Genomic DNA, 21216 nt, shown 5'->3' with positions numbered 1-21216 from the left:
AACGAGTAGCACGGCTGCCGACGGGGATCGCCGGTCGGCAGCTGTTCGCCGTCGGTTGGTGGTGGCGGTTGGCAGGGATTGTCAGAGGCGACCGCCACAATGGACGGGTGAGTACCGCCGACGCCTCATCCGACCTGCCTTCGCCCGTCCACGCCCTCAAGCTGAGGGAGGCGCTACTCGCCGGTGCCTTCACCGTCGATGGGCTGCTCGACCTCCTCGGCGCGTCGGCGTATGCCGCGCTCGCCCGCAGTGAGACGGTGCCCGCCCTGAGGGCCACTCGCGGGAGCAGCGCCCTGGACTCGCTGGTGCGGTTGTTCCTGCTTCAGCAGCCCGTCCCGGAGGCGCAGGTCAGTGCCGTTCTCCCGCTGGAGGAGTGCCTCACCGACGGTTGGTTGGTCCGGTCGGAAGGCGCTGTGCTGGCGACCGTGGACGTCCGGCCGTACGGCGGCCCCGAGGGGCAGGACTGGTTCATCGTCTCCGACCTGGGCTGTGCGGTGGGCGGAGCCGCCGGTGCGAGTGGCCAGAGCCATGAGGTCGTCCTCGGTGTCGGCGGGGCGTCCACGACGCTCGCCGGAATCACCGTGCGCACACCTGTGTCCGCCGCGCTCGACATCGGGACCGGCTCTGGCATTCAGGCGCTCCACGCCGCCCAGCACTCCACTCAGGTCACGGCTACCGATCTCAACCCCCGCGCACTCGCCTTCACCCGCCTCACCCTTGCGCTGTCCGCCGCTCCGGAGGCCGATCTCCGCCAGGGTTCGCTCTTTGAGCCGGTCGACCAGGACACCTACGACCTCATCGTCTCGAACCCGCCCTTTGTGATCTCCCCTGGGGCAAGCGGCCCGGACGCGCGACTGACCTACCGGGACGGTGGGATGGCCGGGGACGAGCTGTGCCGCTCCCTGGTGCAGCGGGCGGGTGATCGGCTGAACCAGGGTGGATACGCCCAATTCCTGGCCAATTGGGAGCATGTCGAGGGGGAGGAGTGGCAGGAGCGGCTCCGCTCCTGGGTTCCCCGTGGCTGCGATGCCTGGATCGTCCAGCGCGAGGTACAGGACGTGACGCAGTACGCCGAACTGTGGTTGCGGGACAGCGGGGATCACCGCGGTGATCCCGCGCGTTACGCCGAACGGTACGAACGATGGCTGGATGAGTTTGAGAGCCGTGGGACCAAGGCCGTTGGATTTGGCTGGATCACCCTGCGCAAGTCCGGATTCGAGCGACCGTCGATCGTCGTGGAGGAGTGGCCCCACCCGGTGGAACAGCCGCTGGGTGACAGCGTGCGTGACCATTTCGCCCGGCAGGACTATCTGAGTACGCATGATGATGCGGCCCTGCTGGCTGATCACTTCACCCTCGCGGCCGATGTGGTGCAGGAACAGGTCGGTCAGCCCGGCGCCGAGGACCCCGAGCATGTGGTGCTCCGACAGAACCGCGGCATGCGTCGGGCCACCAAGGTGGACACGGTCGGTGCGGGGTTCGCGGGAGCGTGCGACGGGACCCTGAGTGCCGGGCGGATTCTGGACGCGATTGCCCAGTTGATCGACGAGGACCCGGTGTTGCTGAGGGATCGCACCCCGCAGGCCCTGCGGCTGCTGGTGGAGGAGGGCTTCCTTGAGCCTGTTCCGTCGGCCTCCTGGCCCGCTGCCTAGGCGGAGGGCAACCGCCCCGTCGGGCCCGGACCGACGAGTCCTGGGGGAGCGCCGCGGTATCGCGGCTGGACGGCTGTCGGGCCTCTACCCGGCCGGGCGGGACAAATGTGGTGCTGAAGGCCTGTACTACCGGGTGGGGGCCATCAGTACCGGGTCGGGCGTCGACGAATGTGCTGGTGAAGGGCCGCAGAACATGCGGCCCTTGAGCCCCTGTTCAGGTGAGAACGGCCAGGGAAGATCACCAAGAGCAGCCCCGCGGGATCAAAGAGGAAGCCAAAGGGAAGCCAGAAAGGGATGCCGCAGAAGGGACCGATCGCCCCACCCGGGTGAACCCACGCGGCGTTCACCCGGATTTTCCGCTCCAGACGTCCGGACCTGCCAGCCTCAGCCCCGAGGTCACCCCAGGTCACCTCGGTTCTCAGCAAGGACCTGGACGAGCTGAACACGGACGGGGTACGGGCATGGAGAGCGGGCCAGCGATCTTCGCCAGCGGGGCGTTCATGCTGTTCGGAGCCGGACTGCTGCTGTGGACCGTGGTCCGGATGACCCACCGGGCACCGGTAGCCCACGGGGTGCACCCCAGTGTTGCCGCCGCCCTCACCACCATGTTCTCCCTGGCTTCGCTTGCCCTCGGGTTGTGGTGCCTCAGCCGCATCTGAGGGCGCCGCGCCACTGGGCGGAGGGTCGTGATCGGTGGCGCCGACCGGGAGGGCGCCTCAGCCAGCTCTGAGTGCGCTGATCGAGTGCGCTGATCGAGCGCGTTCGACGAAAGATGCTCGACGGAGCCAGGCACGTACCGGGATGTTCGACCAGACGACGCACCCGGGTGTCCGAGAACTTCTGGGGCATCTCCTCTCTCCATAAGTTCTTTACCTGAGTTTTCCCTGGCCTCTCCGTGCTGCGCTGAGGGCTTTCCACGGCCGTCCCGAGCGAACGCTCCAGGGCGAAGTCCCGAGCCGGCACCCTGAGCGGAGGCCTCCGGGAGACTCCGGTAGGCGCGTTCTTCAGACGACTTTTGCGCCTGTCTGAGCACGGCCGGTACCAGACCAGAGCGAAGCTCACCCTGTACTGATCACCACATTCCGAATCCCTGAGCGCTGCGCGGGTCGTGCTCACTGGCCTCGCTCATCGACCCGACCCGGTGCCGGTGCCTCCGTATCTGATCCACCACCCCGAGCACTGCGCTCCGGGTCCTCTCCCAGCTTGACCCCGAAGCACCGACGTGCCGGTCCGGGCGGCAGGAATGCCCAGACTCGGGTTACCGTTCGAGTGGCCGTTGCGAGCTTTTGCCGTTTGACACAGGGGCGGGTTGTACCGTCACACTCCGCAGCGGCAGCAGCACCACCGCAGTGTCGAGCAGTGCCCAGCAGTGCCGCAGCAGTGTTTACGACGTGCGTCACCAGCGTCGCACTGCCGTGTCTGCCCCTTTAGCATTCAACCGGAGAGAAGAGCGAAGTTGTCCCCGACCAGCGAGACCGCACAGGGCCGCCGACGCCTCGTGATCGTCGAGTCGCCTGCCAAGGCGAAGACGATCAAGGGCTATCTCGGCCCCGGCTATGTCGTCGAGGCGAGCGTCGGGCACATCCGCGACCTCCCGAACGGCGCGGCCGAGGTGCCCGAGAAGTACACCGGTGAGGTGCGCCGCCTCGGCGTCGATGTGGAGCATGACTTCCAGCCTGTCTATGTCGTCAACGCGGACAAGAAGGCCCAGGTCAGGAAGCTCAAAGAGCAGCTCGCCGATTCCGATGAGCTCTACCTCGCCACGGATGAGGACCGTGAGGGCGAGGCCATCGCCTGGCACCTCCTGGAGGTCCTCAAGCCCAAGGTTCCGGTGCACCGGATGGTCTTCCACGAGATCACCAAGGACGCCATCCGTGAGGCTGTCGCCAATCCGCGCGAGCTGAACAAGCGCATGGTCGACGCCCAGGAGACCCGCCGCATCCTGGACCGGCTCTACGGCTACGAGGTCTCGCCGGTCCTGTGGAAGAAGGTCATGCCCCGGCTGTCCGCCGGCCGTGTCCAGTCCGTCGCCACTCGACTGGTCGTCGAGCGGGAGCGTGAGCGCAGGGCGTTCCGTTCCGCCGAGTACTGGGATCTGACCGGTACGTTCTCCACCGGCCGCCCCGGTGACCCCTCCGACCCCTCCACCCTCACCGCCCGGCTGAACACGGTCGATGGCCAGCGGGTCGCCCAGGGGCGTGACTTTGGTCCCGATGGGCAGCTGAAGTCCGGCCAGGCCCAGGTCATGCAGTTGGACGAGGCCCAGGCCCGTGCGCTGGCCGCCGCGCTGGAGACCTCTACGTTTTCGGTGCGCTCGGTCGAGTCAAAGCCCTACCGTCGCTCTCCGTACGCCCCCTTCCGTACGACGACGCTGCAGCAGGAGGCGTCGCGGAAGCTGGGATTCGGGGCCAAGGCCACGATGCAGGTCGCACAGAAGCTGTACGAGAACGGCTTCATCACCTATATGCGTACCGACTCCACCACGCTCTCCGACACCGCGGTGTCGGCGGCGCGTGCTCAGGTGACGCAGCTGTACGGGGCCAGCTATCTGCCCGAGAAGCCCCGCGTCTACGCCGGGAAGGTCAAGAACGCCCAGGAAGCGCACGAGGCGATCCGACCTTCGGGCGACCGTTTCCGCACCCCGGCGGAGACGGGTCTGAAGGGTGAGCAGTTCAAGCTCTATGAGCTGATCTGGAAGCGGACCGTCGCATCCCAGATGAAGGACGCCGTCGGCAACTCGGTCACCGTGAAGATCGGTGGCACCGCCTCCGACGGCCGTAGCGTCGAGTTCAGCGCTTCGGGTAAGACGATCACCTTCCACGGCTTCATGAAGGCCTACGTCGAGGGTGCTGACGACCCGAACGCCGAGCTCGATGACCGTGAGCGTCGTCTTCCCCAGGTCAGCGAGGGTGACCCGCTCGCCGCCGAGGAGATCTCGGTCGACGGGCACGCGACCAAGCCGCCAGCCCGCTACACCGAAGCCTCACTGGTCAAGGAGTTGGAAGAGCGCGAGATCGGACGCCCTTCCACCTATGCCTCGATCATCGGCACCATCCTCGACCGCGGTTATGTCTTCAAGAAGGGGACGGCCCTGGTGCCCTCCTTCCTGAGCTTCGCCGTGGTCAACCTCCTGGAGACCCACTTCGGTCGGCTGGTCGACTATGACTTCACCGCGAAGATGGAGGACGACCTCGACTGCATCGCTCGGGGCGAGGCGCAGTCAGTGCCATGGCTGAAGCGCTTCTACTTCGGCGAGGGCGCCGCGGTCAGCAAGCGTGACGCGGCCTCCGCGGGCAACGGCGATGGCGATCACCTCGGCGGTCTGAAGGCCCTGGTCACCGACCTGGGCGCGATCGATGCCCGGGAGATCTCCAGCTTCCCGGTCGGCGATGGCATCGTGCTGCGGGTCGGCCGGTACGGGCCGTACGTCGAGCGCGGCGAGAAGGACACGGAAGGCCACCAGCGCGCGGATGTGCCAGAGGACCTCGCACCGGACGAGCTGACCGTTGAGTACGCGGAGGAACTGCTGGCCAAGCCCAGCGGGGACTTCGCCCTGGGCACCGACCCCGCGTCGGGCAATGAGATCGTCGCGAAGGACGGGCGTTATGGCCCGTATGTCACGGAGATCCTTCCGGAGGGCACCCCGAAGACCGGCAAGAACGCGGTCAAGCCGCGGACGGCCTCGCTCTTCAAGAGCATGTCCCTCGACACGGTGACCTTGGCGGACGCGCTCAAGCTGATGTCGCTCCCGCGGGTGGTCGGCACGGACGCCGAAGGTGTGGAGATCACCGCGCAGAACGGCCGGTACGGCCCGTATCTGAAGAAGGGCACCGACTCGCGCTCCTTGGAGAACGAGGATCAGCTCTTCACCATCACCTTGGACGAGGCGCTGGCGATCTACGCACAGCCCAAGCAGCGTGGCCGCGCCGCCGCCAAGCCGCCGCTGAAGGAACTGGGCACCGACCCGGTCAGCGAGCGTCCCGTGGTGGTCAAGGACGGCCGCTTCGGTCCGTATGTCACCGACGGTGAGACCAACGCGACCCTGCGGACCGACGACAGCGTGGATGACATCACTCCGGAGCGCGGCTATGAGCTGCTCGCGGAGAAGCGTGCGAAGTCACCCGCCAAGAAGACGGCGAAGAAGGCCCCTGCGAAGAAGGCCTCGACCGCCAAGAAGACGGTAGCCAAGAAGACCGTCGCGAAGACCGCGGCGAAGAAGACCGCGGCCAAGACGACGGCCAGGAAGACCACCGCGAAGAAGACCGCGGCTTCGGCCAAGGCCGCGGCGGACGAGTAATCGCGCCGGGAGTCACACCAAATGCAGGGGTCCAGCCGAGCCGCAAGGCTCACGCTGGGCCCCTGCGCCCTTCCCGGACGCCCCGACCAGCGCCCATCAGCACCCGGCTAGCCACCCCAGCCACCCATCCAGTCATCCAAGTCATCCAGCCACCGTCCACCCAGTCACCCGTCCACCCGGACGGCTACGGAGGCGTGGAATCCGGATCTGTCCGGTTGTCGATGGGGAACTCCGGCAGAACTGTCCGTCTCTTCCAGAAACGCCCATATGTTCGGGCGGGCCCCTCGGTGACTCGGGCGCTCCGGATAGGCTGGGCGGATGACGCGAGCCGAGCAGCCAGCCAAGCAGCAGACGGTCAAGGGCACCGTCTCAGAGACTGCCTCAGACTCCGACGCCCTTGCCGCGGACTCCCGTGAGCGGGCGCTGCGCTCTCTGCTGCGCGTCCCCCCCTTGCGACGGCTCTGGAACGCCCAGGCGGTCGGCGCGGTCGGGGACGCGATGGCCGTCCTCGTCCTGCTGCTGCTCACCGTTCAGGCCGCTGTGGCGGAGAGCACCTTCGGTGGCGGTTACCGGGATGCGGCCTTCGCCGTCGCCGCGGTGCTCGGCGGCCGCATCCTCGCCACCCTCCTCTTCGGCGCTGTGCTCCTCGGCCCGCTGACCTCCCTCACCTCGGCCAAGGGCCCGCTCGACCGCCGCTGGACCATGATCGCGGCAGATGGGGTACGGCTGGCCCTGCTGATCGTCGCCCCGCTGTGGCTCGACTGGACTCCGGCCAACGCGGTGCTGATGTTGCTGGTCACGGTGTTCGTACTGGGCGTCGCCGAACGGTTTTGGACCGTCGCCCGTGACGGAGCGGCCCCAGCGCTGCTGCCCGCACCGCCGCTGGAAGGCGCGGCTGTCCGTCCGCTGCCTGACCATCTGGACGCACTGCGCAGGCTCTGGCTGCGTACCGGATTCGTCGCCATCCCCATCGCGGCGGCCGTGCTCCTCGTGGCGACGCTCGCCGGCAGGCTGCTGGGGTTGGGCATCGACTGGTTCTCGCTGCACCAGGCGGCCCTGGGGTCTTATGTCGCGGCCGGTCTCTTCGGGGCGTCGGTCTCCGTGCTCGCCTTCATCGAGTTGCCGTCCTCGCAGACCCCACGGCCTCGTTCGCCGCTCGAAGGGCTACGGCGGCCGTCCGCCGTCGGCGGCGATGGCGTGGAGAAGGGGCGTACGGGCGGTATCGCGTTCTTCGTCATCGCCTGTGCCGCGGTCGCGGCCGCGATTTCGGCGGCCGTCGCCGTCTCCGTACTGCATGCCTTCGATCTGGGCGGCGGGCCACTGCTCTTCGCCCTTCTCGTCCTGGCGCTGACCGGTGGCACGACCCTCGGCATCCGCGGTGGCGAGTCCGTTCTGCCCACGCTCTCCCGCCGCCGGCTGCTGGCACTCGCACTGGCGATCACGGGCATCGCGCTGCTGGCGATGGGTCTTGTGCCGGACACGGCGACCGTGGTCCTCATCGCGGTGATCGGCGGATTCGCCGCCGGTGTCGCCGCGAAGATCGGGCACGCCCTCATCGCGCAGGAGTCCGAGGAACCCCGGCGAGCCCGGATGAACAGCCACCTCCAGGCGGTGGTGCGGGTCGCCGTCGCCCTGGGCGCCCTCGCGGCGCCGCTGGTCGCTGCGGCGATCGGGCCGCAGCGGCTGGCCGGTGGCGATCTTGCGTTCGTACGAGGTGGTGCGTCCTTCAGCCTGATGCTCGTCGGTGCGCTGCTGCTGCCCGTCGCGGCCATCGTCCTCGCCAAGACGGACGACCGCTCCGGGGTGCCCTTGCGCCGCGATCTGAGCGAGGCGCTGCGCGGTGGCGCCGACCCGGCGCAGGCCGTGGCCCCGAGCGGCTTCTTCATCGCCCTGGAAGGCGGCGACGGGGCCGGTAAGTCCACCCAGGTGGAGGCGCTTGCGCAGTGGATTCGCGCAAAGGGCCATGAGGTCGTCGTCACCCGTGAACCGGGGGCCACCCCCGTCGGCAAGCGCCTGCGATCCATCCTGCTCGATGTCGCCTCAGCGGGGCTCTCCAACCGCGCCGAGGCCCTGCTGTACGCCGCCGACCGTGCCGAGCACGTTGACGCGGTGGTGCGACCCGCCCTGGAACGCGGCGCCATCGTCATCTCCGACCGCTACATCGACTCCTCCGTCGCCTACCAGGGCGCGGGCCGCGATCTGTCGCCGACGGAGATCGCCCGTATCTCGCGTTGGGCGACGGACGGACTGGTCCCCCATCTGACCGTTCTTCTCGATGTATCGCCCGCCACCGCGCGGGAGCGGTTCACCGAGGCGCCGGACCGATTGGAGTCGGAGCCGGCGGAGTTCCACGGCAGGGTCCGATCGGGATTCCTGACGCTGGCCGCGGGCGACCCCGGGCGCTATCTGGTGGTCGACGCCGGACAGGACCCGCAGGACGTGACCACGGTCGTACGTCACCGGCTTGACCAGCTGCTTCCCCTCTCCGAGGCCGAGGTGCGGGCCCAGGAGGAGGCTCGCCGCAAGGCCGAGGAGGAAGTGCGGCGCAAGGCGGAGGAAGAGGCCGCGCGCAAGGCGGAAGAGGAGCGGTTGGAGCGGGAGCGTGAGGAGCAGCTCGCCAAGCTCCGCGCCGAGGAGGAGGCCCGCCGCAAGGCCGAGGAAGAGGCGGCGCGGCAGCGCGAGGAGGAGCGCAAGGCGGAGGAGGCCAGGCAGCGCGCGGAAGAGACGGAACGCCTGGCCGAGGAAGTGCGCCGCCGACGTGAGGCCGAGGAGAAGGTGCAGCAGGAGGAGCAGGATCGGCTGCGCCGGCTGGCTCAGGAGCAGGCCCGGCTGCGGGCGGAGGCCGAAGAGCGTCGGCTGGAGAAGCAGCGCAGGGCCGAGGAAGCGCTGTTGCTGGCCGAAGAGGCACGCCGGGCCGCGGAGGCTGCGGCTGCTGCGGCATCCGCAGCGGCGGCCGCCAAGGCTGCGGAGGAGGCCGCGGCTACGAGGGCTGCGGAGGAGGCTGAAGCCGCGAAGGCTGCGGAGGAGGCTGAAGCCGCGAAGGCCGCCGAATCTGCGAAGGTCGCGAAGGCCGCGAAGGCCGCCGAATCTGCGAAGGCCGCTAGGGCTGAGGCCGAGGGCTTGGCCGGAACCTCGGGCAATGAGGTCACCGTCCCGACGCCAGTGGTGGACACCCAGGACGTTTCGGCGAATGAGATCACCGTGCCGACGCCCGTGGTGGGGCCCAATGACGAGACCCAACAGGTTCCGAAGATCACCGGGGACACCCCACCGAGTGGGGCTCTGGATGATACGGCCGTGCTACCGCCGGTAAGGGACCGCGGTCTGGAGGAGACGGCCGTGCTGCCGCCGGTGCGCGATGAGCGCCCGGCGGACCGAGTGCCTCCGGGGATCTTCCGGGATGAGCGCGCCGCTGATTCGCCCGCTGATTCGTCTACTGGCTCAACCGGTCGGGCTGGTTCCGCCGGCTCGGCTCGTTCTGGTCGATCAGGTGACGGTGGTGCGGGTTCCCGGCCTCGTCCCCGCGCTGGATCTGGTGCCGCGTCCGGTTCGGCTTCCAGCCCGCGGGCTGCCGGCCCTCGTACGCCGGGTCCGGGTTCTGGTTCGGGTTCGGGCCTTTCCGGGCCGAATGACCGTACCCGGGAGCTCCCCCAGGTCGACCCGGAGACGGGCCGTCCGCGCCGCCGTTCGGACTGGGCGGAGGAGACCCCGCTCGACGATCTGCCGACACTCGCGGACGAACTCCTCGGCCCGCACGACGGCGATGACGACCGAGGTGACGGCCCCAACCGGCGGCGTAGGCGCTAGCTGTAGCGACCCGCGGGGTTGCTGACGCGGGTCGGGTGGCTGGCCGTCGGAGCGGGGTCGTGGCCTCTCGCGGGCTCGTCCTGCCCGCAATCTCGACGGGGACCTCCTCAGCGCACGCATCCGCTGACGAAGCAGAAGCGGAGGCCGAAGCGGGAGAGGAACCCGGGCGCTGGCCCGCGTTGTCAGTCCGCTGCCCCACAATGGGAGACCCCAGCACAAAAGGCAGGTGACGGCAGATGGCCGTATGGGATGACCTCGTCGGTCAGGAGCGGGTGCAGAAGCAGCTCAGCGCCGCTGCCCGGGATGCCGATGCCCTGGTCACTGCCGAAGCCACCGGGGAAACCATCCCCGACACCTCCAGGATGACCCACGCCTGGTTGTTCACCGGTCCTCCCGGCTCGGGGCTGGCCACCGCCGCCCGGGCCTTCGCCGCTGCGTTGCAGTGCGTCAGCCCCGACCGTGCCCTCGGTGGCGCGCCCGGCTGCGGATTCTGTGACGGCTGCCACACCGCCGTCATCGGCACCCACACCGATGTGCAGGTCGTCCGCACGGACCTGCTGTCGATCGGCGTGAAGGGGACCAGGGAGCTGGTCCGCCGCGCCCAACTCTCACCGTCGGTCGGCCGCTGGCAGGTGATCATCCTGGAGAACGCCGACCGGCTCACCGAGGGAGCGGGCAATGTCCTGCTGAAGGCGGTCGAAGAGCCCGCCCCTCGTACGGTGTGGTTGCTCTGCGCGCCCTCCCTGGAGGATGTGCTGCCCACGATCCGTTCCCGCTGCCGCCATCTGATGCTGCGTACGCCTCCGGTCGCAGCCGTCGCCGACGTACTGATCCGCAGGGATGGCATTGAGCCCGAGGCCGCCGCGGCTGCTGCCCGGGTCACCCAGGGGCACATCGGCCGTGCCCGTCGGCTGGCCACCGATGAGCGCGCCCGCTCACGACGGGCCACTGTGCTGAAGCTGCCGCTGCGGGTGGATGACATCGGAGCCGCTCTCAAAGCGGCCCAGGAGCTGGTCGATGCCGCTGCTGAGGACGCCAAACAGGTCGCGGAGGAGATCGACACCAAGGAGACGGAGGACCTCAAGGCAGCCCTCGGCGCGGCCCAGGGCGGGCGGCTCCCGCGCGGTACCGCCGGCGCGATGAAGGAACTGGAAGATCAGCAGAAGAGCCGGAGGACGCGTACCCAGCGCGATAGCTTGGACCTCGCGCTCAGTGACCTCACCAGCTTCTACCGGGATGTCCTCGCCATTCAGCTCGGCTCCGAGATCGCCATCGCCAATGACGACGTACGGGATGGTCTGGAGCGGATCGCCCGTTCGTCCAGACCTGAGAACACCCTGCGCCGGATTGAGGCGGTCTTCGCCTGCCGGAAGTCACTGCAGACCAGTGTGGCTCAGTTGCTGGCGGTGGAGTCGATGGCGATGGCGCTGCGCGCAGGCTGATGCGCGTACTGATGGCCTGCTGAAGCGCGTACCGTCCGCAGCCTGATTCCGGCGCATCGGCTCGTGCTGACCGAGGTCGGCGATCCCCCGCCCTGGCGCGGTATCCCGCTGCGTACCTTCCCCTAACGGTGGAATTCACCCGTACGAGCATGGATGGGCATCTTTCCCCGCCGTCGCCTACGCTCCGGGGATGGACCCAAGGCGTATGTTGCGCAGTTCCGTCCTCGTCGTGGCCGCGGCCGGGCTGCTGATTTCCGGGTGTACGGGGGCGAGTTCATCGAGTGGTTCCTCGGTGTCCAGCCCGGGCGGAGGTCCCGGTTCGGGGGCGAGTTCCGCTCCCGATGCCGAGCTGAAGCCGTACTACGCGCAGAAGTTGGCATGGCGTAAGTGCGGAGTTCCCGGCTTTGAATGCGCGACGCTCAAGGCGCCGCTCGACTACGAGAAGCCCGCCGGCAAGTCCATCAAGCTCGCGGTTGCCCGGAAGAAGGCGACCGGCCCGGGCTCCCGACTGGGATCACTCCAGGTTAACCCCGGTGGTCCCGGCGGTTCGGCCATCGGCTACCTCCAGGCGTACGCGGGCATCGGCTATCCGGCTGAGGTCCGGGCCCGCTACGACATGGTCGCCATTGATCCGCGCGGTGTTGCCCGTAGCGAGCCGGTGGAGTGTCTGACGGGCAAGGAGATGGACGCCTACACCCAAGTCGACCAGACCCCGGACGACGCCGCCGAGACCGCCCGTCTCGCTGCGTCCTTCCAGGCGTTCGCGGCGGGATGTGAGAAGCGTTCGGGGACGGTTCTGCCCTTTGTCTCCACCGTTGACTCCGCCCGCGACATGGATGTGCTGCGCGCTGTTCTGGGCGATCGGAAACTTGCGTATGTGGGGGCTTCGTACGGCACGTTCCTGGGCGCGACCTATGCGGAGCTCTTCCCTGACCGGGCGGGACGGCTGGTACTCGATGGTGCGCTCGACCCGGCGCTCCCCGCCCGCCAGGTGAACCGCGATCAGACCGCGGGCTTTGAGACGGCGTTCCGCTCCTTCGCCGCGGACTGTGTGGCAAGGGCTGGCTGCCCTCTGGGCAACACTTCGGTGGCGGACGCATCCGCCCGGCTCAAGAAGTTCTTCGCCGAGTTGGACGCGCACCCCGTGCCCACCGGCGAGAGCCGTGAGTTGGGCGAATCGTTGGGGACCACCGGGGTGCTGACGGCGATGTACGACGAGAACGCCTGGTCCCAGCTACGTGAGGGTCTGGCCAGCGCCATGAAGGGCGATGGCGCGGGTCTGCTCGCCCTGGCCGACAGCTACTACGAGCGCGGGAGCGACGGCTCGTACACCAATCTCATGTATGCCAACGCGGCGGTGAACTGTCTGGATCTACCAGCCGCCTTCAGTCGCCCACAGGATGTGGAGGCATCCGTTCCGGAGTTTGAGCAGGCATCCCCGGTCTTCGGCCGTAGCTTCGCCTGGGCCGCGCTGAACTGTGCGTACTGGCCGACTCCGGCCACCGGCAAGCCCCACCGCATCGAGGCGAAGGGTGCGGACCCGATCCTGGTGGTCGGAACGACCAAGGATCCTGCGACCCCGTACAAGTGGGCGCAGGCGCTGGCGGGGCAACTGTCGGCCGGGCGACTGCTGACGTATGAGGGCGATGGTCACACCGCTTACGGACGGGGCAGTGACTGCGTTGACTCGGTGATCAACGCCTATCTGGTGAAGGGCACGGTCCCGGCGGAGAACAAGCGCTGCCGCTGACTCCGCCTGCGCGCGGGAGCCTGGGCCGGGCCGGAGGCCTCAGTTCTCGCAGGTGAGGCCGCCAAGGCATCGATCGTTCAGTGCCCGGATGTGGCCTTGAACCCGCTGGGCACCAACCATGCCACCAGTACGGTGACCGCCGCGACGATCCCGGCTGAGACAAACGCGGTCGTCGTCAGCGCGCTGTCGAAGGCGACCTTCGCCATGTCCAGGATTCGTTCGCCCTCGCTCTGAGCCAGCTCAAACGCGCCGCCGATCGACTCCCGGGCCTGCTCTGGCTGCCCCGCCATGCGATCCGCGTACACGGCTCCGTGAATCGAACCCAACAGTGCCACGCCCAGCCCCACCCCCAGCTCATAGCTGGTCTCGGAGACCGCCCCGGCCTGTCCGGCCCGCGCGGCTGGCACCGCGGAGATGAGCACCGACGACGCCGTGGTGATCGCCAGCCCATCGCCGAGGCCGAGCAGTACGAAGACGACGGCGACGTAGTTGTACGTGGTCGGCTCGGGCGACAACGCGAGTACCAGGAACCCGGCGACGACCCCGCCCAGACCCAACGCCATCAGGTAGCGGATGCCGATCCGCTCCATCAGCCATGGCGCGAGCAGCGACCCGGCGAGCACGGCGAGCGCGGCGGGCAGGGTGCGAAGACCTGCCTGGGAAGGCGAGTACCCGTGGACGTACTGGAGCCAGAGCGACATCAGGAACAGTGCCGCGCCGATCGCGAGCATGGCCATGAGGATGACCAGCGCAGCCGCGGTGAAGGCTCGGTTGCGGAAGAGCCGCACGTCAAGCAGCGGATCGGGTAGCCCCAACTGGCGACGTGCGAAGACGACGAGAATCAGGATTCCCAAGGCCAGGATCGCGATGTCCACGACGCTCGGGCTGCCCTTGGCGACGTGCTTGATGCCCCAGGCAAGGCCCACGACCCCGGCCACGGACAGGAGGGCACTGGGAAGATCGAGCCGGGTGTGTCCGGCGTCCTTGAACTCGGGGAGCAGCCATACCCCGGCGATGAGGGTGAGCACGACGACGGGCACATTGACCCAGAAGGCCGCGGCCCATCCGTACTCCTCCACCAGCACCCCACCGACAAGCGGCCCAATCGCCGCGCCTGCCCCGGCGACGGCGGCCCAGATCCCGATGGCCAGAGCGCGTTCGCGCGCGTTGATGAAGATGTTCCGGATGAGGGAGAGGGTGGATGGCATCACCATGGCCCCACCGATCCCGAGCAGCACCCGCCCGCCGATGAGCTGCGAGGTACTGGTGGCGGTGGCGGCGACGATCGAGGCCAACCCGAAGATCACGATCCCGATGAGGAAGAGCCGCTTGCGGCCGTAGCGGTCGCTGACAGCACCGGTGGTGACGAGCAGACCGCCGAGGACCAGCCCGTAGATGTCGATGATCCAGAGCTGCTCGATCGCGCTGGGCTCTAGATCGTCGATAAGGGAGGGCAGCGCGACATTGAGAATGGTGGCGTCCATCGCCACCAGCAGCAGGCTGGCACACAACACAGCCAACATGGCCCACCGCCCCCGCCCTGGCTGCCCCTGGGCGACGGGTGCAGCATGCTGCGTGGCTCGGCCCATGGGTGCCTCGCTTCATCGGAGCTCAGTAGTGGGGGTGGGGCGAGAAAGGGTTGAGGTGGGGCGAATGGATCTTCGTAAAGTATGTGGCGATTTACTCCACTACGTGCAAGCGGGGCGCGCGAGGCGAGTGCCCTTGCTTCGACTGCTGGGTGGTTCGGGGCACTCAGAACAACCCTGTAGACTCATCACCGCTGCTGATGCCGATCTGTGCTCGTGAGAGCCGGTAATTCGGTGGCTTGCCGCCTTAGCTCAGTTGGCCAGAGCAACGCACTCGTAATGCGTAGGTCTCGGGTTCGAATCCCGAAGGCGGCTCTGAAGGACCCCAGGACTCACTCGCCGTGACCTGGGGTTTTTCGCTGTTTGGGGGCGATTTCCCGGTTGGTGGCGATTCCTGCTCCGTGCGCTGCCGTCCAGGGGTAGCGCAGGAGCGCAGTGGCTGTAGGCGGGAGTGAGGAAGATGCCGTAGAACGGCCCCGGACCGCTCAGCGGTGTCCGCTGACGGACAGGTCGATCGAACGCCCCACCTAAAGCGACGACCCAACACGTGAACCCGCCCAAGACCTGAGTCCAGAACTACTTCCCGGTCTGCGGACGGAGCGGGTGGCCGGTGTTCTGCGGCGCCGGGTGCGGGTGCAGGTCTCGGTGACGGCGTCGGATACCCGCGACACCGGTACCGACCCCACCGCGCCCGCGTGCAACGGGTGGAGGCGAAGAGGGCCTGGTGAGATCGGTGGCGGACACGATCGCGTCGAGGGTGTACTTGTGCCCGTGCAGGGTGGCCACCTGGTGCTGCTGCTTCTCCTCGTTGGGTTGTTGCCGTCGGGTGGTGATGCGCTGCTGGAGCTGGTCGCGCTTGCGTCGTGCCACACCCTCGGCCTGCGTGATCGCCGCTTCGTACCTTTTCTTCTGGGCAGCGAACTGCTGGCGGATCGCGGTCCGTTCCTGGATGCCCACACTGGTGGGAGCCGTCCCTTGGGCCCGCTGCTCCAGCGAGGACCGCCAGCTTTCGAGCGCGGCGGCTCGAACCGCGCCGACCCCTGACCCACCCCAAGCGTTGAGGTTCGTCCCCATTCCGCCGGTCAACTCCGTTCGCCGCGCGGCCGGTCGGATGGAAGCGCCCCCGGGCGCTGTAGCGGTGTGCCGGCTGGATTGGGGTCTGTCCGAGGGGTGTTCGATGTCGGGTCAACCGATGCGGGTGTTGATCTGGGGCATACCTTTTAGTGGGAAAGGAGATGATTTACATAATGATCAGATGAGAAAGATAGCAATGAGTTTATTTATATGACTTTAGGCTCCTGACTATTGGGGTGAACGCGGGTAGCTTGAACAGGACATTCATTGTGATCAATTGACTGCGTACCGGCGGTGGCACGGCATTTCCGGCCGCCCGGAAGTAGGAGAGTCATGAAGCTCAACGTCCATACCCGCGGTGATGGCGACAAGCTCGCCCTGCTCATCCACGGAGGCATGTCCGACCACCGCACCTGGCACGCCGTGGAAGATGCCCTGATATCCCGCGGCTACCGTGTCATCGCTCCCGATCTGCGCGGCCACGGGGTGAGCCCCCGCGGTGAGTACACGGCCGAGTTGCTGGCGGATGACCTGGTGGAGAGCCTGCCGGCCGGTGCGGACCTCGCCATTGGGCACTCGTTGGGCGGTCTGGCACTCGCGCTCGCCGCCGATCGGCTGCTCCCGGCCCGTGCTGTCTACTCCGACCCGGGCTTCCGGCTGGAGAACATGCCCCCGGGCTCGGCCACGTTCATGCTCGCCATGGTCCAGAGTGCGACCGATGCCAGTGTGCGGGCGCGGAATCCGCGCTGGTCGGATGCCGATGTTGCGGCTGAGTTGGCTGGATTCGCCCTGTTCGACGGGGAGTTCCTCTCCCTCACCGAGAAGGGTGCCGCGCTCACCTATCTGCCGGAGAGCGCAGTGGTTCCGTCGCTGGTCCAGCTGGCCGACCCGAGCCTGGTCATCAGTCCGGAGGTGGCCCAGGAACTGCGGGACAACGGTTTTGAGATCCGTACCGTCGACGGCGCCGGCCACTGTATCCACCGTGATGACTTCCAGGGCTTTATGGATTCGCTCGACGGCTGGATCTGACATCTGAACGGCACGCGGTGGGATGGGGTACGGGAGCCGGCTTCCGTACCCCATCCCACCGCGGTGTGCGTTCGGGCTCAGTTGACGCTCCGGATCCGGTAGACCGATATCGCGCCGACGACGGCGAAGATCCCGGCGAAGGCGAACAGGGTGTTGTATCCGCCGAGATGGGCGATCAGCAACGAGGCGACGAAGGGCGCGACGATCTGCGGTCCCGCGTTCGCGACGTTGAGCACTCCCATGTCCCGAGCCGCGTCGCCCTGGCTGGGGAGTACGGCGGCGACCACTGCGGTGTCCACGGCCATGAAGCAGCCGAAGGCCAGACCGTTGATCACGGTGAAGACCAGCATTCCGGGCCAGGTCGGAGTGGCGATCGGGATGATCATCGCCAGTCCGGCGACCGATCCCGCCGCCGCGATGAATATCTTGCGGCGACCCAGCTTGTCGGAGAGCGTGCCACCGAGCACGGTGGATACACCGGCCGCCACCATGCCGAGGGCGCTCAGGATGCCGGTGCCGGCGGTCGCGCCGATCCCGGACGGCATGTCCACATGGTCCTGGAGGACGTACAGCTGGTAGCCCTGCACCGAGAAGTAGCCGAGCACCAGCAGCGCACGGCCGATGAAGGCCCAGCGGAAGTCATGCGCCTTGAGGCTGCCACCGAAGGCGGCGGCCTGCTGCTTGAAGCTCGGGCCCGCGGCGGCACTGCTGAGGGGTACGTCCTTGACCCGCCAGGTGAACAGCACCGCGGTGAAGGCGATGAACACCCCGAACACCAGGTAGGCGGTGTTCAGGGACTCGGAGAGACCACCGGCGACCGTGACGCCGAGCAGACCGCCGACCGGTAGGCCAAGGCCGACCATGGCGGACGCGGTGCCCAGACGTTCCTTCGGGACCCGGTCCGGCACGATGGCCGTGATCGCTGCCTGGTAGGAGTTCATGAAGATCTGGGCGAGCGACCAGAAGAGCGCGATGAGCAGCAGGCTGTTGATGCTGCCCAGGGCGGCAATGGACACCGCCGCGAGCACCGCGCCACCGAGGATGAACGGGTTTCGGCGGCCCGCCCGGTCGGACAGCGCGCCGGCGATCGGATTGGCCAGGGTGGCGAAGACGGCGCTGACGCCGGAGACGATGCCCAGGGCCGTCACCTTGTCCGCGCTGCCGACCACATCCTCGACGAGCAGGGGGTTCAGGATGCCGCCGAGGCCGAGATAGATGGCGTACATCGCCGCGTTGGCGAACCCCAGCCAGGTGAGCAGGGAGCGCAGGCTTCGGGCGGCGGGCGGGCCCGAGGGGGAGGAGTCGGCGGGTCTGTTGAGCTGCGGGGCGTTCGACGTACTCATGAGGGATGCCTTTGGATCAAGGCGCGGGGGCGCCGAGGGTGGGCGAGGCGGGTGCGTGGGGGAGCACGCGACCGGATCGCCGGATGCGGTCGGTGGCGATCGGCCGGGCGGGACCACGGTCGCCGCGGGCGGACGCGCTGGCACGGCCATGCCATGGCCAGGGCTTGGCCGCTCGTCTCCAGGAGGGGAAGCCCCGAATCGGACGGCCCAAGGTGGGGAGACCCAGCGAGGGTCGGCCTCATTCACCATGGCGATGGCGTAGCTGGATCGCGCAGCCTGACGCACTGGCCTGACGTTGCGTCAGGGGTCGGTTCGGTCGGTCTGCGGTGAGCTCTCGGCGGGCCCTGGGAGCGGATCTGCCGCACTGGCCGTGGGGGAGTAGCGCAGCCCATGGCCAAAGGGGTAGAGCGGACTGGAACTCTCCTGGGGCAGGTCAGGATGCCCCTGCGCCACCTCGGCCATGGACCGGGGCAGTTGGAAGGGCAGCCGGCCTTCGGGTCGGGCATGCCCGAAGAGGACGTCGAGGAGGGCCGCGTCACTGGCCCCGTAGGAGGCCAACAGCGCACCCGCCCGTTCGGCGATCTCCGGGATCACCGCCGGGCGTTCCAGATGGATGGCGACCACCGTGGGGACGGACTCCAGCAGCGAAAGGATCTCCCGGAGCCGTTCGGGGGCGAAGTCCAGCCGGCCGGCGTGGAAGAAGGCCTCGAAACCACCGGTACGCGGTTCGAAGGGGGTGTCCAGGCGCAGTATCGCCAGGTCTGCGGCGGCCGGGTCGGTGACGACATCGGCGTAGCGGGCGGCGGCTTCCGGCTGTACGCCCGCTACGTAGACCCGCGGGCGTCCGCTGAGCGGTAGCAGTGCACCAGCGCTCTGTGGCGTGCTGCCTTGCGGACGGGCGGGTTCGCTCGCCTTGCCGGATGCGGGCTCGCCGTTCTTCAGCAGGGTGAGGGAGCGGCGCTGAGCGGCATCGCCCAGGGTGCGCAGTTCGGCGCTGCCGACGATCTCCTCGGCCGCGTCGGGGTCGACGTAACGACGCTCGTCAAAGAGTCCGAGGCGGAACTTCTCCGCCAGCAGCCGACGGACCGAGGTGTCGACGCGCGACTCGGGGATGCGGCCGGACTCGACCAGTTCGACGACGAGTTCCGGGGCGTGCTCACCGCCGAACTGGTCGCCCCCGGCGTCCAGGATCATCGCGGCCCGCTCCAGTGGCGAGAGGTGCTCGACTCCCCAGGCTCGGGCGGGCATGGTCTGACCGAGCACCTCGGCATCGCTGACCAGGCCCCAGTCGGTGCACACGATGCCGTCGAAGCCGAGCTCTTCGCGCAGCAGACCGGTGATGATCCCCTTGTTGAAGCCAAAGCCGACCTCGTCGTAAGGGGTGCCGACCGGCATTCCGTAGTAGGGCATCATCTGGGTGGCGCCGGCGGCGAGTGCGGCTCGGAACGGACGCAGGTGGTAGTCGAAGTGGCCGGCCGGATAGACCTGCTCGCGGCCGTAGTCGAAGTGCGGGTCCTCGCCGTCCTTCTGCGGGCCGCCGCCGGGGAAGTGCTTGACCATCGCGGACACACTGTCCGCTCCCAGGCCGTCGCCCGGCCCGCGCAGCCCCTCGATGTAGGCACCCACCAGTCGTGAGGTGAGCTCGGCGTCCTCGCCGAAGGTGCCGACGATGCGGGACCAGCGCGGCTCGGTCGCGAGGTCGATCTGCGGGTGCAGGGCGAGCCGGATGCCGACGGCCAGATACTCGCGGCGCACGGTGTCCGCGTACCGGCGCACCAGCTCGGAGTCGTTGAGGGCGGCCAGTCCAAGGGTCTCCGGCCACTGGGAGAAGGCGCCGGACATGATCGCGGTGCCGGGGTTGTCCGTGAAGGAGTGCCGGGGGTCGGACGAGAGTGTCACCGGGATGCCGAGGCGGGTCTGCGCGGCCAGTTCCTGGAGGTGGTTGTGCCACAGAGCCATCTGCCGAGGGCCACCGCCGCCGAGCAGATTGAAGTGGTTCATCCCCAGGTCGGTGATCATTCGCCGCGCGGTCGCGGTGGGAGCCTGCGCCGGATCGTCGACCAGAGTGCCGTCGGCATTCATGGTGATCATGGTCTGAAAGAGCAGACCGGCCTTCTCCGACACGGTCATGCGGGCTAGCAGGTCCTCGACGCGGTGCTCGACCGGCTGCGCCGCATCGCGGTAGACGGGTGTGTTCACGGTGGCTCCTGAGGGACTGGAAGGGCCGACGCGCCAATCGGTCGGTGATGCTCCGATTTGCGTAGCCGTGGCACATGCTAAAACTGAACGCGCATTAAATTTTCTACTTTGTGATCTAGATCACGGAAATGGTCTGGGTGTGTCCCGGAGATAGGCTCAGTCGGTGACCAGTACCGCCGGCTCCCCGCAGGCCCCCCGCCCTCCCCGTCCCGCCCGTAGGCGCCGGCCAGGGACGTACGCGGCTGCCGATGCGCGCCGCGAACAGGTCCTTGAGGCTGCCGGGGCCTGCTTCGCGCAGTCCGGCTACCTCAACTCCTCCCTCGCCCGGATCGCGGCCGACGCGGGCACCTCGGCCACCGTCGTGCTGCACCACTTCGGTTCCAAGGAGCGACTGCTCATGGCCGTACTGGAACGCCATGAAGAGCGCAGCAAGGAACGGGTCGCCAAGCTCCTCGGGCCCGCTGGCCCCAACAGCCTCCAGGTGGTGCGCGATTCGATGCTGGAGGTGACGGCGTACAACGTGGCGAATCCGGGCCGGCTCCAGCTGTTCGTCAGGCTCTCGGCGGAGGCGGGAGACCCGGACCATCCCGCACACTCCTACTTCGTCCAGCGCTACCAGGAGATCGCGGGCGTGCTGGAGGCGGCGCTGCGTGCCGCGGTGGCGACCGGAGAGATCCGTGCCGACACCGATGTCCGACAGGTGGCCCAGGAAGTGATGGCGGTCTCCGATGGACTACAGGTCCAATGGGCGCTGGCGGAAGGCCACTTCGATCTCCGCGGGGCGCTGGCGGGTTACTACGACCGACTGACCCGCGCGGTCTCCGCCGGTGGGCGCGACGGGGTGGTGGGGCCGGGCTAGCCCGTGCTGAGTCCCATCGACGTCCGAGGTCTGTTGGCTGGCTGGTCCGCTGGCCGGCTGGCCGGCAGGTGGGCAGGTGGGCGGTGGTGTTTCGCACTGCGCCTCAGCCTTCAGTCCTCCGCAGTACCGTTCTGCCGCAGTACCGTTCCTCCGCAGTGCCTTCCGTTCGCCCCGAGAC

At 68.3% G+C, this 21216-nt stretch carries 12 protein-coding genes and 1 tRNA gene; 9 read left to right on the top strand and 4 right to left on the bottom strand.

The annotated features are described in order from the left end of the window. Positions 1-107 precede the first annotated feature (107 nt). The 6 genes from NBG84_RS23175 to NBG84_RS23150 all read left to right on the top strand — a co-directional run bounded on the left by NBG84_RS23175 (position 108) and on the right by NBG84_RS23150 (position 12948). Positions 108-1652 (top strand): DUF7059 domain-containing protein, encoded by a 1545-nt coding sequence (locus tag NBG84_RS23175; RefSeq protein ID WP_250921491.1) that lies wholly within the window; start codon positions 108-110, stop codon positions 1650-1652. A gap of 461 nt (positions 1653-2113) precedes the next feature. After that, a complete protein-coding gene (locus tag NBG84_RS23170; protein ID WP_250921490.1) occupies positions 2114-2311 on the top strand; it encodes a hypothetical protein in 198 nt (65 codons plus the stop codon). Between the two features lie 797 nt (positions 2312-3108). Continuing rightward, positions 3109-5949, top strand: coding sequence for a type I DNA topoisomerase (gene topA / locus NBG84_RS23165; RefSeq protein WP_250921489.1), 2841 nt, complete (start codon positions 3109-3111; stop codon positions 5947-5949). Positions 5950-6267: 318 nt separating this feature from the next. Next, entirely contained in the window at positions 6268-9756 is a 3489-nt protein-coding gene (gene tmk, locus NBG84_RS23160) for a dTMP kinase (protein WP_250921488.1), read from the top strand. A gap of 236 nt (positions 9757-9992) precedes the next feature. Further along, positions 9993-11198 carry a DNA polymerase III subunit delta' gene (locus tag NBG84_RS23155; protein WP_250921487.1) on the top strand — a complete coding sequence of 402 codons (1206 nt, stop codon included), beginning with the start codon at positions 9993-9995 and terminating at the stop codon, positions 11196-11198. 190 nt (positions 11199-11388) lie between these two features. Next, on the top strand, positions 11389-12948 hold the full coding sequence (locus NBG84_RS23150) for an alpha/beta hydrolase (RefSeq protein WP_250921486.1): 1560 nt from the start codon (positions 11389-11391) through the stop codon (positions 12946-12948). Between the two features lie 77 nt (positions 12949-13025). Here the strand turns inward: NBG84_RS23150 and NBG84_RS23145 are convergent, their stop codons facing one another. After that, positions 13026-14471: an MFS transporter gene (locus NBG84_RS23145; RefSeq protein WP_250921485.1), complete on the bottom strand. Its 1446-nt coding sequence runs from the start codon at positions 14469-14471 to the stop codon at positions 13026-13028. A gap of 304 nt (positions 14472-14775) precedes the next feature. Here NBG84_RS23145 and NBG84_RS23140 point away from each other — a divergent pair. After that, positions 14776-14849: transfer RNA gene (locus NBG84_RS23140), tRNA-Thr, on the top strand. Between the two features lie 261 nt (positions 14850-15110). Here NBG84_RS23140 and NBG84_RS23135 read toward each other — a convergent pair. Continuing rightward, the gene (locus NBG84_RS23135; RefSeq protein WP_250921484.1) at positions 15111-15608 is read right to left on the bottom strand and encodes a hypothetical protein; all 498 of its coding nucleotides are present in this window, start codon (positions 15606-15608) and stop codon (positions 15111-15113) included. 333 nt (positions 15609-15941) lie between these two features. On the opposite strand from NBG84_RS23135, the gene NBG84_RS23130 reads away from it, so the two are divergent. Next, positions 15942-16637: an alpha/beta fold hydrolase gene (locus NBG84_RS23130; RefSeq protein WP_250921483.1), complete on the top strand. Its 696-nt coding sequence runs from the start codon at positions 15942-15944 to the stop codon at positions 16635-16637. A 77-nt stretch (positions 16638-16714) separates the two neighbouring features. Here NBG84_RS23130 and NBG84_RS23125 read toward each other — a convergent pair whose 3' ends face one another. Together NBG84_RS23125 and NBG84_RS23120 are read right to left on the bottom strand one after the other, a co-directional pair. Further along, complete coding sequence (locus tag NBG84_RS23125; RefSeq protein ID WP_250921482.1) at positions 16715-17980, bottom strand: MFS transporter; 1266 nt, start codon at positions 17978-17980, stop codon at positions 16715-16717. Between the two features lie 300 nt (positions 17981-18280). Beyond that, positions 18281-20179, bottom strand: coding sequence for a glycoside hydrolase family 3 protein (locus NBG84_RS23120; RefSeq protein ID WP_250921481.1), 1899 nt, complete (start codon positions 20177-20179; stop codon positions 18281-18283). A gap of 163 nt (positions 20180-20342) precedes the next feature. On the opposite strand from NBG84_RS23120, the gene NBG84_RS41180 reads away from it, so the two are divergent. Further along, on the top strand, positions 20343-21038 hold the full coding sequence (locus NBG84_RS41180; RefSeq protein WP_250921480.1) for a TetR/AcrR family transcriptional regulator: 696 nt from the start codon (positions 20343-20345) through the stop codon (positions 21036-21038). Positions 21039-21216 lie beyond the last annotated feature (178 nt).

The organism is Streptomyces albipurpureus, assembly GCF_023701525.1.
Taxonomy (GTDB): Bacteria; Actinomycetota; Actinomycetes; order Streptomycetales; family Streptomycetaceae; genus Streptomyces; species Streptomyces albipurpureus.
Note: the sequence above shows the minus strand (reverse complement) of the source record. Positions and strands in the feature narration are given on the sequence as shown.

Coding starts and splice junctions, on each gene's coding strand:
- NBG84_RS23125 (WP_250921482.1), bottom strand. CDS start 17,980: ATGAGTACGTCGAACGCCCCGCAGCTCAACAGACCCGCCGACTCCTCC.
- NBG84_RS23155 (WP_250921487.1), top strand. CDS start 9,993: ATGGCCGTATGGGATGACCTCGTCGGTCAGGAGCGGGTGCAGAAGCAG.
- tmk (WP_250921488.1), top strand. CDS start 6,268: ATGACGCGAGCCGAGCAGCCAGCCAAGCAGCAGACGGTCAAGGGCACC.
- NBG84_RS23130 (WP_250921483.1), top strand. CDS start 15,942: ATGAAGCTCAACGTCCATACCCGCGGTGATGGCGACAAGCTCGCCCTG.
- NBG84_RS23135 (WP_250921484.1), bottom strand. CDS start 15,608: ATGGGGACGAACCTCAACGCTTGGGGTGGGTCAGGGGTCGGCGCGGTT.
- NBG84_RS23170 (WP_250921490.1), top strand. CDS start 2,114: ATGGAGAGCGGGCCAGCGATCTTCGCCAGCGGGGCGTTCATGCTGTTC.
- NBG84_RS23150 (WP_250921486.1), top strand. CDS start 11,389: ATGGACCCAAGGCGTATGTTGCGCAGTTCCGTCCTCGTCGTGGCCGCG.
- NBG84_RS23145 (WP_250921485.1), bottom strand. CDS start 14,471: ATGTTGGCTGTGTTGTGTGCCAGCCTGCTGCTGGTGGCGATGGACGCC.